The 16421-nt window shown below is 36.1% G+C and carries 11 protein-coding genes and 3 pseudogenes; 10 read left to right on the forward strand and 4 right to left on the reverse strand.

The window, feature by feature from the left end:
* Positions 1-69 precede the first annotated feature (69 nt).
* From V192_RS0112450 to V192_RS20160, 7 genes and pseudogenes are all read left to right on the forward strand, one after another.
* Positions 70-975: a prenyltransferase gene (locus V192_RS0112450; protein WP_025872225.1), complete on the forward strand. Its 906-nt coding sequence runs from the start codon at positions 70-72 to the stop codon at positions 973-975.
* A gap of 31 nt (positions 976-1006) precedes the next feature.
* Positions 1007-2218 (forward strand): NAD(P)/FAD-dependent oxidoreductase, encoded by a 1212-nt coding sequence (locus tag V192_RS0112455; RefSeq protein ID WP_025872227.1) that lies wholly within the window; start codon positions 1007-1009, stop codon positions 2216-2218.
* A 330-nt stretch (positions 2219-2548) separates the two neighbouring features.
* Positions 2549-3928: a Na+/H+ antiporter NhaC gene (nhaC, locus tag V192_RS0112460; protein ID WP_025872229.1), complete on the forward strand. Its 1380-nt coding sequence runs from the start codon at positions 2549-2551 to the stop codon at positions 3926-3928.
* Positions 3929-4034: 106 nt separating this feature from the next.
* Positions 4035-6403: pseudogene (locus tag V192_RS22615) on the forward strand (FtsK/SpoIIIE family DNA translocase).
* A gap of 275 nt (positions 6404-6678) precedes the next feature.
* A complete protein-coding gene (locus V192_RS0112470) occupies positions 6679-7380 on the forward strand; it encodes a GntR family transcriptional regulator (RefSeq protein ID WP_025872231.1) in 702 nt (233 codons plus the stop codon).
* Positions 7381-7488: 108 nt separating this feature from the next.
* Positions 7489-8238, forward strand: a complete 750-nt coding sequence (locus V192_RS0112475) for an ABC transporter ATP-binding protein (protein ID WP_025872234.1) — start codon at positions 7489-7491, stop codon at positions 8236-8238.
* A pseudogene (locus V192_RS20160) lies at positions 8228-10050 on the forward strand (FtsX-like permease family protein). The gene V192_RS0112475 and the pseudogene V192_RS20160 overlap by 11 nt, the downstream one beginning before the upstream one ends.
* A gap of 284 nt (positions 10051-10334) precedes the next feature.
* Here the strand turns inward: V192_RS20160 and V192_RS0112485 are convergent.
* Positions 10335-10838 carry a hypothetical protein gene (locus V192_RS0112485; protein ID WP_025872236.1) on the reverse strand — a complete coding sequence of 168 codons (504 nt, stop codon included), beginning with the start codon at positions 10836-10838 and terminating at the stop codon, positions 10335-10337.
* A gap of 201 nt (positions 10839-11039) precedes the next feature.
* Here V192_RS0112485 and rlmN point away from each other — a divergent pair, with 201 nt between their 5' ends.
* The gene (rlmN, locus tag V192_RS0112490) at positions 11040-12107 is read left to right on the forward strand and encodes a dual-specificity RNA methyltransferase RlmN (protein WP_025872238.1); all 1068 of its coding nucleotides are present in this window, start codon (positions 11040-11042) and stop codon (positions 12105-12107) included.
* 61 nt (positions 12108-12168) lie between these two features.
* Here the strand turns inward: rlmN and V192_RS20165 are convergent.
* The 3 genes and pseudogenes from V192_RS20165 to V192_RS20170 form a co-directional block, all read right to left on the reverse strand.
* Positions 12169-13097: pseudogene (locus V192_RS20165) on the reverse strand (LysR family transcriptional regulator).
* A 41-nt stretch (positions 13098-13138) separates the two neighbouring features.
* Positions 13139-13906 (reverse strand): DeoR/GlpR family DNA-binding transcription regulator, encoded by a 768-nt coding sequence (locus tag V192_RS0112500; protein WP_025872240.1) that lies wholly within the window; start codon positions 13904-13906, stop codon positions 13139-13141.
* Between the two features lie 221 nt (positions 13907-14127).
* Positions 14128-14685 carry a hypothetical protein gene (locus tag V192_RS20170; protein WP_239644677.1) on the reverse strand — a complete coding sequence of 186 codons (558 nt, stop codon included), beginning with the start codon at positions 14683-14685 and terminating at the stop codon, positions 14128-14130.
* A gap of 197 nt (positions 14686-14882) precedes the next feature.
* Here V192_RS20170 and ulaG point away from each other — a divergent pair, with 197 nt between their 5' ends.
* The gene (gene ulaG, locus V192_RS0112510) at positions 14883-15947 is read left to right on the forward strand and encodes an L-ascorbate 6-phosphate lactonase (protein ID WP_025872242.1); all 1065 of its coding nucleotides are present in this window, start codon (positions 14883-14885) and stop codon (positions 15945-15947) included.
* Positions 15948-15962: 15 nt separating this feature from the next.
* Positions 15963-16421: a PTS sugar transporter subunit IIA gene (locus V192_RS0112515; RefSeq protein ID WP_025872244.1), complete on the forward strand. Its 459-nt coding sequence runs from the start codon at positions 15963-15965 to the stop codon at positions 16419-16421.

Below are 16421 nucleotides of genomic sequence, written 5' to 3' on the forward strand. Positions count from 1 at the left end.
GGTAAAGAAATACAAGCAAATTATTCTGTGAGCATAAAACTAAATATTATAAGGAGAGAAGAGTATAATTTGAATAGAGAAGTATTTTTTGAATTAGTTGAATTAAAAGCAAAGACAGCCAGTGTTTTACCCTTTCTTTTAGGGATTTGTTTTAGTTGGTACCATTATGGACGTTTACATTTAGGTTATGTTCTTATTTATTTTATTGCGATGTTTATTTTTAATATGGCTGTTGATATTTTAGATAACTATAATGATTACCATCATGCTAAAGAAGGGCATGATTATAAAGAAAAAACGAATATTATTGGGCGAGAGAATCTATCCTTGTCGATGATTCGTCGCTGGATCATTTGGATGATCGCAATTTCTGCATTGATGGGTATCGGCCTGTCTATGGTTGTCGGTTGGCCGTTGTTATGGCTAGGGCTTTATTGTTACTTGATCGGAATCTTTTATTCTTCTGGACCTAAACCATTATCAAGCTTGCCTTTGGGTGAATTCTTTTCAGGATTTACGATGGGCTTTATGATCATGTTGATTTGTGTCTATATCAATACATTCGATTCTTTTCAGTGGACAATGGGTAATATCGGCAGTATCTTTTTAGTGTCATTGCCTAATACTTGTTTAATCGCTAATTTAATGTTAGCAAATAATATTTGTGATTTAGAAGAGGATGAAATGAATCATCGCTTTACCTTAGTGCATTATTTAGGAAAGAAAGCGTCGATTGGTTTGTTTGTTGGATTGATCGTGATTGCATTTGCATCGATCGTATTGAGCGTTGTTTTAGGCTTAACACCGATCACGATGTTATTGACGTTACTCGTTTTGCCCTTTATTTGGAAGCAAACGAAGCTATTTTTAAACGAACAAGTAAAAACAAAAACATTTATTTGCGCTGTGAGAATTTTAGCAGTTGGCGCACTGGCACAAGTTGTATTTTTTGCCATAGGATTGTGGCTTAAATAATAAAATAAAAAGGTTAAGAGGGGATTTTAACATGAGTAAGCACGTCGTTATTTTAGGCGCTGGCTATGCCGGTTTAAGAGCGCTACATGAATTACAAAAAGGCAATAATGATCTAAAAATCACATTGGTCGATCAAAACGATTACCACTTTGAAGCAACTGATATTCATGAAGTTGCGGCAGGGATTCAGACATCTGAAAGAATTACCTATCCAATCAAAGATGTCGTAAAAGCAGCTTGTACAACATTTGTCCAAGGTCGAGTGGAAAAAATCGATAGTGAAAACCAACTGGTTCATTTGAAAGATCAAGAAGCTATTTCCTATGATTATTTGATCGTAGCATTAGGCTATGAATCAGAATCATTTGGCATTCCTGGTGTTGAAGAGTTTTCATTAAAAATGGTCGATATCCCAACATCAGAAAAAGTCTATCAACATCTAACCGAGCAAATGAACGCTTATAAAGAAACCAAAGACGAAGATTGCTTAAAAATTGTTGTCTGCGGTGCTGGTTTTACCGGAATTGAATTATTAGGTTCATTACATGAAGGAAAGAAAAAACTAGCTGAAATCGCTGGTGTTGAACCTGAAAAAATCCAATTATACTGTGTTGAAGCAGTTACTCGCTTATTGCCAATGTTTAGTGAAAAGCTTGGCGGCTACGGTATCGATCATTTGAAAAAATGGGGTGTCAACTTCTTAGTTGGAAAACCGATTAAAGAAATCAAACAAGATACGGTTGTTTATTTAGATAACCAAGAAACAAATGAGTTAAATGAGCTAAAAGCTAAAACGATCATCTGGACGACGGGTGTTAGTGGAAGTCACGTTGTTGGTGATTCCGGTTTTGCTGCTAAACGTGGCCGTGTGATGGTTAACCCTGATTTAACAGATGCAGATCACAGCAATGTTTATATCATTGGTGACTGTTCTGCTGTGATGGATAAAGAATCAAATCGTCCTTATCCAACAACTGCACAAATTTCACTTAAAATGGGTGAACATGCTGGGAAAAATATCAAAGCCCAATTAAAAGGGGAACCAACGAAAGAATTTACCTTTAAATCATTAGGTTCTGTTGCTTCTATCGGTAACAGTCATGCTTTTGGTGAAGTTGGAAAAATCGAAGTGAAAGGTTACCCAGCTTCTGTGATCAAAAAAGCGATCATGGATCGTTCATTATTTGAAACAGGTGGGATCAAAGAAATGTTGGCTAAAGGTCGTTTTGATTTTTACCGTTAAGAAGTTATAATAGTAATAAGTGCGATGAAAGATTCATAGTAGAGCGTTGTTTTGAAATGACAGAAAGTCAACGGTAGATGGAAGTTGACCAAAATAATGGCTTGAAATACAAATCTGGAGCGAAATGATAAATTCGGGTAAGATCCGTTAGCGTCTTTTGAGTGGAGATTATGTATAATTTCAACTATGGGTGGTACCGCGTGTATTTTGCGTAGGAGACAAAATAAAATTTTTGTTTCCAACGTTTATTCGTCCCTGACAGTCTATTTCAGATTGTCAGGGATTTTTTGTATGCAACAATTAAATTTATAAAAAGAATGAGGAACGTAGATGAAGAAAGAATTAAGTGTAAAAGAAGCATTACTTGTATTTTTGTCATTATTATTGATTATTAGTATTTGTGTGATTGGTGTGGGGATGAGTCCGATTTTTCCAGTCTTATGTGCATTAGGTTTACTGATTGCTTGGAGTAAATGGCGTGGCGCTTCATGGGATAAAATCCATGAAGGAATCATTGAAGGTGTGAAAACTGGGATCGTACCTATGGTCATTTTTATTTTGATTGGCGCTTTGATTGCAGTTTGGATCGCAAGCGGCGTCATTCCAACGATGATGTTCGCAGGTTTTTCAGTGATCAGTACAAAAATCTTTTTACCTTCCGCTTTTGTCAGTTGTGCTGTTGTGGGCATCTCGATCGGAAGTGCGTTTACAACCGTTTCAACAATTGGCTTAGCTTTGATGGGTATGGGGATTTCAATGGGATTCAATTCAGCTATCTTAGCAGGAGCAATCATTTCAGGGGCTGTTTTTGGTGATAAAATGTCACCACTTTCTGATACGACAAATTTAGCTTCAGCTGTGGCAGGAGCAGATCTATTTAAGCATATTAAAAACATGATGTGGACAACGGTCCCAGCTTTTATTATTTCATTTATTTTATACACAGTACTTGGATTTCAAACGAAGATTGGTCAAACAGAATTAGAAACAAAACAGTTTTTAGAAGTATTACAAGCTAATTTTGCGATTAGCTGGTGGGCGGTTTTACCTATTTTGTTACTAGTTGTTTGTTCGATCAAACGAGTTCCGGCTATCGCTTCATTGTTAGTAACGATTTTAGTTTCCAGTGTGATGTATATGATTCAAACACAAAATGTTGATTTAAAACAGCTAAGTACAATTATAGAAAATGGCTTTGTTTCAGAAACTGGGATGGAACAAATCGATGCTTTGTTGACTAGAGGTGGTATCCAAAGTATGATGTGGTCAGTTTCGTTGATACTCTTAACGTTGTCATTAGGTGGTTTATTAATGAAAATGGATGTAATTACGGTTCTAATGGCACCACTTGCTCATAAGTTAAAATCAACCGGCAGCTTGGTTGCGGCAACCGTGTTTAGTGGCGCTTTGGCCAATCTGATGATCGGAGAGCAGTACCTATCGATCATTCTTCCTGGTCGTGCATTTAAAGAAAGCTATGATAAAGCAGAACTTGCTCCAGAAGTGCTGTCTAGAGCGTTAGAGGATTCTGGAACTGTTTTAAATTCATTGATTCCTTGGGGGGTAAGTGGTGTGTTTATGGCAAGTACCTTACAAGTCTCCACATTAGACTATGCGCCGTTTAGCTTCTTCATCTTGCTATGCCCGATTCTATCGATTCTCTCAGGGATGACAGGAATTGGTATCCAAAGAAGAACGGCAAGTAAATAATGAATAATACTACAAATCATTAAAATTTTAAGAGAAACAATGGGGGTACTTTTGTTCGGCTCGATTTTTAGGTATAATGGATACTGATTGAAAAGAGGGATGTTACATGGCACAAAAACGGAAAAGTGCAAAAAAGAAAAAGACAAAAAAACAGCAACAGCAGCAAGAACATCTTAATTTCATTTTTCTCGGTATCTTTTTTATCTTCTTCGGATTATTTGGACTATTAAAATTAGGATTTCTTGGCACTTTAATTGCCAATGGATTACGTGTGGTGATAGGCAATACATTTTCAGTAGCGGCGATTTTGTTGATGCTATATGGTCTTTCTTTAGTTATTTTTGGAAAAGAATTTCCTATCAAAAAAAGCCGACCGATAATTGGCGGAGTATTTGTTTACTTAGGTGTTTTACTCTTGTTACATGCCTACATGTTTCGCAATGTCGGCACGCAAACACCAGATATCATGGGAACTACATGGGAATTTCTTCGGATGGATTTAAAGGCAAGCACAGTCACTCAAAATGTTGGTGGTGGTATGATCGGTGCCGCTCTTTATAGTCTGACGTTCTTTTTAGTTGCTCAATTTGGCAGCTATTTGATTGCAGGATTATTGATAGCAATCGGTGTCTTTCTAATGAGTATGCTTGATTTTCAACAAGTGATGAACGGGTTACAGAACGTTCGGGAAAAACTTAGCGGTTTAACGGCTAAAAGTGCGGAACGTCAAGCTGAAAGAGAAGCCAAACGAGCAGAAAAGCGCGCTGCTAAACAGGCTGCAATGGAAAAGCAAGCGCAAGAACGTTTGAAAAACGACGTAAGAGAATTAACGCCTGGTGAAAAATTAGCCAAGAAGCAAGGGAGCAAGAAGAAAGAGACCTGCAGGAACCAGAGCAGTTAACACTTGTTCCAATCGACAGTTTTCAAAGCCAAGCTGAAGCACAGCCGGCGCAACAAAAAGTAGTCGCAGAACCAGAAATGGATGAAGGTGGCGAATTAGATTTTGAAATTTCAGAAGAAGCAGAAGATCGTGATTACGAACTACCACCTTCAACGTTATTAGATTCGATTCCTTCAGCTGACCAAAGCGGAGAGTATCAAAAAATTGAAAAAAATATTGGGGTGTTAGAACAAACATTCAAAAGTTTCGGTGTTGATGCTAAAGTAGTCAAAGCAAGTCTTGGCCCAGCTGTTACAAAATTTGAAATTCAACCAGCAGTAGGCGTTAAAGTGAGCAAGGTCGTTAGTCTAACAGATGATATTGCTTTAGCACTGGCTGCTAAAGATGTGCGGATGGAAGCGCCGATTCCAGGGAAATCACTGATTGGGATCGAGGTGCCAAACAGCACTGTAAGTACAGTTTCATTTAGAGATATTATTGAAGCACAGCCAAGTCATCCAGATAAATTATTGGAAGTACCGCTTGGACGAGATATTTCTGGAATGGTCCAGTCAGCTGATTTAGCAAAAATGCCTCATTTATTGATTGCCGGATCAACTGGTAGTGGGAAATCTGTTGCAATCAATGGGATTATTTCTAGTATTTTAATGAGAGCAAAACCTCATGAAGTAAAACTAATGATGATCGATCCAAAGATGGTGGAATTAAATGTTTATAACGGCATTCCTCACCTTTTGACACCCGTGGTTACTAATCCACGTAAGGCAGCCCAAGCGTTGCAAAAAGTTGTACAAGAAATGGAATTCCGTTATGAAAAATTTGCAGCAACTGGCGTTCGTAATATTTCTGGTTACAATGAATTAGTGATTCAAAAGAACCTAGAGGATGGCGAAAATCGTCCGATTTTACCGTTTATTGTGGTGATTGTCGATGAGTTGGCTGATTTGATGATGGTTGCCAGTAATGAAGTAGAAGATGCGATCATTCGTTTGGCCCAAATGGCTCGTGCGGCCGGAATCCATATGATTTTAGCCACACAACGCCCAAGTGTGGATGTTATCACAGGAATCATCAAAGCTAATGTTCCTTCAAGAATGGCTTTTGCAGTTTCTAGTGGAACTGATTCACGAACGATAATTGATAGTAATGGCGCAGAAAAACTTTTAGGTCGGGGAGATATGTTATTCTTGCCGATGGGTGAGAACAAACCGATTCGTGTGCAAGGCGCTTTTATTTCTGATCATGAAGTGGAAAGAATCGTTTCTTTTGTAACAGAACAACAAGAAGCGGATTATCAGGAAAGTATGATGCCAACGGAAGAAACTACTGGCGGCAGTAATGAAGCTTCTCAAGATGAATTATATGAGGAAGCAAAAGCTTTAGTTGTAGAGATGCAGACAGCAAGTATTTCTTTACTGCAAAGACGATTTAGAATTGGCTATAATCGTGCGGCACGTTTAGTAGATGAATTAGAAGCACATGGTGTGATTGGGCCATCAGAAGGCAGTAAACCAAGAAAAGTGTTTCTTGAACCAGTAGCAGAAGATGAACCAATGGATCATGGTGTTGAGTAAGAACGATCAAAAAATGGAGTTAGCTTGAAGGCTGGCTCCATTTTTATTATCGATGTAACCAATTGTTGTTTGTATAAAAAACGTTGCTTGCAACACGTATCTAAAAAAGTTTTCCACAAATGTAAACTTTGGTATAATGTATGAAATAGTATTAGATCGTTAGATGAAAGGTTGAATTAAATCATAAATACGATTAGAATTAGGATAATCTAAATCAATAACGAATAATTAAAAATAAAAAGATAGACTAAATTAAAAATATAAGGATGGATAACATGAGAAGAAAAAGCGTATTATATCTAGATGTTGCAGAACAAATCAAAGCAGATATCATGAATGGTACATATCCTGTGGGTTCATTGCTACCGACAGAAGCAGAACTTGAGCAATTATTTGATGTCAGTAAAATCACTGTCCGCCGTGCAATCGAGTTATTATCATCAGAAGAATTAGTAGAGAAAAAAAGTGGTAAAGGGACAACGATCCTAAGTAATCGACCATATAATAAATTGTCCAAAGCAGGTACCTTTACAGAGTACTTGAATGATTCAGGACAAAAAGTTGCAAAGAAAATCTTAAAGCTGGAAACGGTTACGTTAGCATCAGATTCTCCTATTTATTCATGCCTTGGAGCCAAAGCGGTAAAAGTGTCGCGTTTGTATACATTAGAGGATCAACCTTATATCTATTTTAATTATTATCTACCAACGAGTTTGTCAGATGTTCCATTAGAAGATTTTGAGCAGGAATCCTTATATCGCATAATGGATCAGCATGGAATCGAAATCATGAAGTTTGAAGATAGTTTCCAAACGATTGAATTAACGTCTGAACAACAAGAAATTCTAGCTACCTCTGAAAAAAATGGGTTAAAACGAATTCGTAAATCGATTGGTCTTTCTGGTAAAATCGTTGAGTTTTCTGAAGCAATCTACAACACAGCTCTTTATCCCTATGTAATTGAATATGAAGCGTAAAAGAAATAACAGGCTGCTTACAAAAGTGTAAGCAATCTGTTATTTTTTCTATGGTGTGTTCGGTGTTATTGGATTAGACTAAGCAAATAGAGAAAAGGAGCGATATGAATGTTACAAGTCGAAAACGTATCTAAAATATATGGAGAAGAAATTAAATATGAAGCATTAAAAGGCCTGAACTTAACTGTTGAGGATAGCGAATTTATTGGGATCATGGGACCTTCTGGAAGCGGAAAGAGTACTTTCTTGAATCTTATAGCAACGATCGATCAACCCACATCTGGACATATTTTAATGAATGGAACAGATCCAAATCAGTTAAATCAAGAAGAAATTGCAAAATTTAGAAGAAGAGAACTAGGTTTCATTTTTCAAAGTTTCAATTTGATGCCAACGTTAACAGTAGAAGAGAATATTGTTTTGCCGCTAACTTTAGACGGAGAAAAAATTTCTGTTATGAAAAAACAATTGAATATTCTCGCTGATCGTTTAGGAATTGCTAGCTTGTTAAAAAAACGGATCGCAGAAATTTCTGGTGGACAAGCCCAACGTGTAGCAGTGGCTCGTGCAATGATTCATCAGCCGCAATTATTATTGGCAGATGAGCCAACTGGAAATTTAGATACAAAATCATCGAAAGATGTCATGCAATTATTACAGCAACTAAATGAAGAAGAAAGAGCAACGATTTTAATGGTGACTCATGATCCGCTAGCAGCAAGTTATTGCAAGCGTATCGTGTTCATCAAAGATGGTGAATTGATCGATGAAATTCACCAAAATGGAAATCAAAAGAGGTTTTACGATGAAATCATGGTGAAACTATCTGAGATTGAAGGTGTCGATAATGAGTTTTAGTCAATTTGTTATTCGAAATACCTTAAGAAATAAGCATCTTTATATGGCTTATTTCTTAAGTACACTGTTTTCTGTAATGGTATTTTTCACGTTTACAGTGTTTGCCTTTCATCCAGCATTGGCGAATGGATTAAACAAAAATGCACAAATTGGAATGTTGGCCTCAGCATCATTATTTATGGCTTTGCCTTTTTCTTTGTCCTCTACTCGATGGATGTTTTTATTCAATCTAGGAAAAAAGAATTTGGTCTGTTGATGATTCAAGGAATGAGTCCTAAGCAATTGAAAAAAATGGTTTTTATTGAAAACTTAGTCATTGGTTTTTTTGCAACGATTATCGGAAGCATTGCCGGAATTGGTTTTTCACAAGTGATTTTATGGTTAAGCAATAAATTGATGCATGTGAATTTTGGCTTTTATTTCCCAGCACAAGCACTTCTATTAACAGTCATTTCTTTTGCAGTCCTATTTTTAGCAATTTCATTTTTCATCCAATTCCGCTTGCCGAAGTTAAGCTTACAAGAACTATTGAAAGCAGGAGATTTAGGCAAAGGGACGATTAAAAGTTCGTATGTTAAAACTATTTTAGCAATCGTATTGATTGGTGTAGGTTATGCTATTGCATTGTTAGTTAAAGGAATGATAGTTCCACTAGTTATGATTCCTGTCATCTTCTTAGTTGTTGTGGGGACACGTTTTTTATTCAATCAACTAAGTGTTTCAGTAATTGAGCGTTTAAAAAAGAAACAATCGATCTTTTGGAAAAAAACGAATATGGTGGTGTTTTCTGATTTAGCTTTTCGAATGAAGGATAATGCGCGTTCGTTTTTCTTAGTATCAATTATTTCAACCGTTGCTTTTGCTGCGATCGGTACATTATATGGGTTTCAAAATATGATTTTAGAGAGTATGAATCAAGTGCCATACGAGTTTCAAATTACAGGGACAGCGGAAGAAACAGCGCCTGTCATACAGAACTTTAATCAAGTATTAGCAGATAACAGTATTCAAGTTGATGAAGGCGAACTAACGATATATACGAGTGCTGATCAAGTGAACTTTATTAAAGAGTCTGAGTATAATCATCTGGCAGAATTAGTTGAAAACCCAACGATTCAAACACAAGGAGAGGCTGTTCATTTATTGCCAGGCAATATTATGGGAATGAAAGAGGTAACGATAAATGAAGTGAAATTACCAGATGAGAGTACATTACCTGTGACTAAAACAGAAAAAACAAATGTTGTCTCAGCTTATGGAACGACCGTGGTTGTACCAGATGATACTAACTTGCAAAATTTAGAAAGTAGAATAACGACTGTTTGGCAACCTAAAAATGCGAGTTATGAGAAGCTAGTTTCCGTTGGTAAATTTCAAGAGAAAAATATGTCTCTAATGGCAAAAAGCTATACGCAACAAATGATTACGGATGAGTATGCGCCAATTTTATTTGTAGGAATCTTTATCGGAATCGTCTTCTTCGTCTCAGCTGGAAGCTTCCTATATTTCAGATTGTATAGTGATATGGATGTCGATGTTGAGAAATTTAAGATGATTTATAAAATGGGCTTAGCGAAAAAAGAATTGAAGAAGATGATTTATCAACAAGTGGGTATTCTCTTCTTTACGCCAATTGTTGTCTCAGTGATCCACGGGGCTGTTGCACTTACAGCGATGTATCATATGTTTGATCAAGGAATGCAACTGGCAGGCTGGCAAGTATTAGGTGTGTTTGTACTGATACAAATCGTTTACTACTTGATTGCGCGTGTATTTTATTTTAGAAAAGTTTATCGTTTGGTTCAAGCATAATAAAAAGAAGTGATTTGGACATAACTTCGTGAGTTACATCCCAGTCACTTGGCATCGAATAAACAGTTGGAGCAGAAGCAATCACTTCGATTACATCAATTCGAAGTGCCAAAGCACTAAGATTTGAAGGCTTCGGAAATAAGCTGATGTAGAAAAGTACCTACTTGGTCACAAGAATTTGAAGAGCATCAGTTAGGAATCATTCAACATCGGAATCAAACGCTGCTGTTCCATTATCAAAAAGAAGGGCCGATACAAAAATGTATCGGTCCTTCTTCATTTCATTAAGATTCCACGATTCCTTGATCATCAATCCGGCCAGAAATCTCAACATCATGTTCAGCGTAAAATGACAAGGGTGTTTTGCTGTTTGAAGGAGAGTTTATAGCTTCTAATAGGTCTTTTTTGAATTGGTTTATGCCGTCATCAGTTGTTGTATCATATAAAATAGTGGCATGACCTAAATCAAAAGGTAAAGAATCAAGATGTTTGTTTTGAATTTGGATCACTCGTTTTTTCAGTGCTTTAGCATAACCTAATTCATAATAGATAATTGGATCGTGACTTGATAAATCAGTAATAATCAAGTCCGCTTTTTCTAAACTATCATGAATCTTTTGCTCAGTTTGAGCGTGGTCTGTACCCAAACCAACTTTTACAAGTTCAAATCCTACTTGATTTTCAACAAAAGTGTCTTGAATGTAACCAAAAAGTAAATCGGTGTGACCATTAAAAGTATTGGCATCTTCATTGATCGGCGTTGCGAAAAAACATACGTCAGTTTTCATACAAAAACCTCTTTTCTTACCTTTGATTATAGCAACGATAGGAGAGTGAAACAAACAATAAGAACAAATATCATTGAAAGTGAAATCAAGGGGATGAAAAATGGCCAATTCTACTGACTAACCTAGATAACATATAGACAAATCAGGTACAATAAGTTATAGTATGAAGCGAATGTTTAGAAGAAATGAGGAAGAAAACTAGTGGAAAAAGCATCCATTTACGGTTTAACAAAAGAAGAACTGATCGCATGGTTTATCGAACATGACGAAAGAAAGTTCCGTGCCACCCAAGTGTGGGAATGGCTTTATATCAAACGTGTCATGAATTTTAGTGACATGACAAATTTATCAAAAGATGTCATCGAATTATTAGAAGAAAACTTTATCATCAATCCATTGCGCCAAGTGATCATCCAAGAAGCGAAAGATGGTACCGTAAAATATCTTTTTGAATTACCAGATAAAAATATGATCGAAACAGTCTTGATGCGTCAAGAATATGGGATGTCTGTCTGTGTAACAACTCAAGTTGGCTGTAATATCGGCTGTACTTTTTGTGCCAGTGGCTTACTTACAAAACAACGCGATTTAACAGCAGGAGAAATCGTCGCTCAAATCATGCTTGTACAACATTATTTCGATGAACGGGGACAAGGTGAACGTGTAAGCCATATTGTTGTCATGGGAATCGGTGAGCCGTTTGATAACTATGATAATCTAATGAATTTCCTACATACGATCAATGATCCAAAAGGATTAGCAATTGGAGCTCGCCACATTACTGTTTCAACAAGTGGTTTAGTACCTAAAATCAAAGAATTTGCGAATAATGGCTTACAAGTCAATTTAGCAATTTCTCTACATGCACCAAATAATGACGTTCGTACATCGATCATGCGTATCAACCGTAGCTTCCCGATTGAAAAATTAATGGATGCGGTCGATGAATACTTGGAAAAAACGAATCGTCGAATCACGTTTGAATATATCATGCTGAGTAATGTGAATGACCGTCCGGAACATGCCCAACAATTGGCTGATCTATTGAAAGACAAGAAGAAGTTAACATTTGTCAACTTGATTCCTTATAATCCAGTTAGTGAGCATGATCAATATAGTCGGAGTGAAAAAGCGGATGTATTGAAATTCTATGATGTTTTGAAGAAAAATGGTGTTAACTGTGTGATTAGAAAAGAGTATGGAACAGATATCGATGCCGCTTGCGGACAATTGAGAAGTAAGCAAATTAAAAAAGCTAAGAAAAGCTGAGAAAGCTCTTTAATACCAAAAGGTCATGATGCAACCCGATTCGGTTGTACCATGACCTTTTCTATTCTTCCATTAAAATATTAAAGCCATAATCAATAATATGTTCTTTTAAGTAATGCAAATATTCTTCTCCCATTGGTGACAGGGACATCTGGCAGGATGAATCCAGCCGATTTCCATTACTTCATCAACATCTAGTGGTAACGCAACAATATTTTCATCATTCAATTCTCGACTCAAAACGCCAGAACTGATCGTATAACCATCGAGTCCAATCAAGAAATTAAATAATGTTGCTCGATCACTGACACGAATGCTTTTTTTGTGGTAGCGCGTACTCAATATTTCTTCTGAAAAGTGAAAGGAATTAAATTGTCCTTGTTCAAATGAAAGATAGGGGAAATCTTCTAAATCCGCTAATGTTACTGATTTTTTTCCAACTAAAGGGTTTTTTTTACTAACAAAAACATGTGGATTTGCTGTAAATAACGGATGGAAAATCAGTTGTTTTTCTTTTAATAATCGCCGAATAACTTTTTCGTTGAACGTATTTAAGTATAAAATACCCAGTTCACTCTGAAACGTACTGACATCTTCAATGATATTATTTGTTTGCGTTTCGCGAAAGGTAAATTCATATTCATTTTTTTGGTAGGATTTGATTAATTGGACAAAAGCATGAACAGCAAAGGCATAATGTTGTGCCGAAACAGAAAATAATCTTCTTCGCGTCTCAGTTCCTTTGTACTTTTCTTCCATCAAGTCAACTTGTTCCAAAATTTGTCGTGCATAGGATAAAAATTCAGTTCCTTCAGTTGTAAGAACCATTCCTTTTTGAGTTCTCTGAAAGATTTGAATATTCATTTCTTGCTCTAATTCTTTAATAGCAGTAGATAGGCTAGGTTGAGTGATAAAGAGATGTTTGGCTGCTTCATTAACTGAACCTAATTCAACGACTTTTATAATATAATTCAATTGCTTGATCCGCATAATAAATCCCTCCTTCGAATTTAAAATAACAGTATTTTATCTTAGATCTCAACTTGGATCACTTGTACACCTTGTTTTTCGATCTCTCGAATCACTTCAGGTGAAGCAAATGTATCTGTGATTAAATAATTGATATCTTTGATATTTCCACTAGTAAAATTAGACGAAAAACCAATCTTACGATAATCTGCAACAACGATCACCAGACCATTCGTCCGTTCAATGATCAGCGAATTTATTTTAGATTCATGTAAGACAGGTGTAGTGATCCCATTCTCAATACTGAGTCCAGAACAGCCAATAATTGAAATATTTGAAGACATCTTTGAAAATGACTCGATTGCGATGTCACCAACTAAAGCTTCTTTTGGAAAACGAATTTCACCACCAGATAAAATAACTGTTGAATTTGGATTATGATCTAGATTGGCAACTTTAACATTATTTGTAACGATAGTCACTCGTTTATCCTCCAGATTTTTTAAAGAAGATAACGCAGTTGAGCCCGTATTGATAAATAACGTATTTCCATCTTTGACAAATTCCGCCGCTTTTTTGGCGATTGCATTTTTTAAGATTTCGATTTCCTCATTATAATCTTCTGTTCCTGTTTTTTGAACGATTTGCGCTTTTCCGTGAGCGCGTTGAACTAACCCCATTTTTTCTAAAGCGATCAAGTCACGACGAACAGTTATTTCTGAAACGTCTAGCTGACGACTAATTTCTTTCACTAATAGACTTGTATTGCTACTCAATAGTTCAAGTAATGTATCGCGACGATTTTTGATCGTTTTGTGTGAGCTTTTCATTTCAAATCCTCCTTTCTAGAGCAGTTTAGTGACTGCCAGTGTATTACCTAACGTTTTTGCTTCTTTTAATAATCGATAACCTTCGGATGTGTGATCTAGTTTAAGCAAACATTGACCTTTTAGATATAAAAGGTAGGTCAGTTCTCGATTATTCAAACGTTTTTTATCAATCAACTCTAATTCACTTAAGCATTTTTTGTTTCTATTTTGATGAAAATATCTCATTCCGGCAATTTCATGCATGAAAATAAGGCGTTGATTTGCTTTTTTTTAACATTTTTTAACTTAAATAAACTTACTAGACAATTATTTAAATTTTCTTCTTCTTTTAAAAAGGAATAACACTGCATTTGCGTATGATAATAAATGAACAGGTAGTCCAATGTAGCATGAAAAAAATGCTGATTCCGTTTTAAATGTGCTAAGCAACCTTGATAGTCTCCTGCGTCTAATAAAAGCAAGCCGTCAAAAATAATAATAGACTGTTTGAAGCCATTAAACAAATCTTTTCTACTTAGAAGCTCTTTTAAAGCTGTCGCTTTATTCAAGTCACAATCAATATTTAGGGCATAAATCATTTTTTCATAGATATTTTTTAGATACTCGAAAAGGATAACGATACTTAGGACAATACCTCCTAGACAGCCAAAAATAAGCTTTGTAGCTAAATCTTGAGAACGAGTGACTAGGTAATAGATATAGAGTGCAAATACTAAATACACGATCCATAACAACCCTTTTTTTCCAAAGTAAAAACTTTTCCAAATAAACGTTTTCATATTCCTCACCTCACCGAAACTATATCATAAAAAAAGCTATATGAACATAAAAAAAGATGTTATATTCTTTTTTATAGTTGTTTTAATCATAAACGTTCTTAAAATGATATAAACGATCGTATAAATAGATTGAAAACGGTTTAAAATATTGTAGAATGAAAAGTGTAATCGAGATTGAGAGACTATGGAGGGATCATATGGCAACAATTCATGATGTAACAAAAGAAAGTTGGATTTTAAGTACGTTTCCAGAATGGGGAACTTATTTGAATGAGGAAATCGAACAAGAAGAAGTCAAAGCGGGAACAGTCTCTATGTGGTGGCTAGGATGTACGGGAATTTGGTTGAAGTCACACGAGGGAACAAATATTTTATGTGACTTATGGTGTGGGACAGGAAAAAGAACGCATGGTAATGGAAAAATGAAAAAAGGACATCAAATGATGCGAATGAGTGGTTGTGAGAATATGCAGCCTAATCTTAGAACACAGCCTTTTGTGATCGATCCATTTGCAGTCAAAGACGTTGATGCGTTAGTTGTCACCCATATTCATTCGGATCATCTAGATATCAACACTGCAGCAGCAGTTCATCAAAATTGCCCGAATGCTCGTTTTATCGGACCAAAAGAAGTGGTCGATACGTGGTTGAAATGGGGAATTCCAAAAGAGAAAACAACAATCGTAAGACCCGGTGACCGTGTGGCAATCAAGGATGTGGAGATCGTTGCGTTGGAAGCCTTTGATAGAACGGCATTAGTGACTTGTGAAGATCCAGAGGTGACGTTAAAAGGGAAATTACCTCAAGATATGGATGAAATCGCTGTTAATTATTTATTTGAAACAAGCGGTGGGAACATTTATCATGCGGGTGATTCTCATTATTCCAATTTGTTTGCCAAGCATGGGAATGAACACAAAATCGATGTGTGCCTTGGAGCCTACGGTGAAAATCCAAGAGGAATCACTGATAAAGTAACCTCAGTTGATATGTTGCGAATGGCCGAATCATTGAATGCGAATGTGGTCATCCCAGTTCATTATGATATCTGGGCTAACTTTATGGCAGATCCAAAGGAAATCACTGAAATATGGAAGTTCAAAAAAGATCGATTGAACTATCAATTTAAACCATTTATTTGGCAAGTAGGTGGAAAATTTACGTATCCGAATGATAAAGACAAACTAGAATTTAACTTTTATCGCGGTTTCGATGATGTTTTTACAACAGACAACGATACTCCGTTTCCATCATTTTTATAAGAAAGGAGCAAGTGAATGCTAAAGTATTTTTATGATAATGAGTTGATTCGATTTTGCAATGAAACTCCTGATAATTGGGAGGATGCTGTGATTCTTAGTTGTCAGACCTTGTTGGAGAAAAACATTATTACACAACAATATATCGATGAAATCGTAGAATGTGTTCAAAAATACGGTCCTTATATCGTGATTGTTCCAGGAGTTGCTATGCCTCATTCCTCAGAAGATAGCCAAGGAGTTTTAGGGACAGCGATTTCTTTTACAAAAATGAGTCAAGATGTAGTCTTTGAGGAGGGCAATGATGAAAAAAATGCTCGTCTATTTTTTACTTTGGCCGCTAAAAATAGTGAAGAACATGTTGAGAATATTTCAAAATTATCAGAGATGTTGATGACAGATGGGTTGATCGAAGCATTGATGACGGTAGAGACAATGGAGGATTACCAAAACGTAATGACAACTTTTGAGCTATAG

It is taken from the genome of Enterococcus crotali (assembly GCF_000633635.1).
Taxonomy (GTDB): Bacteria; Bacillota; Bacilli; order Lactobacillales; family Enterococcaceae; genus Enterococcus_L; species Enterococcus_L crotali.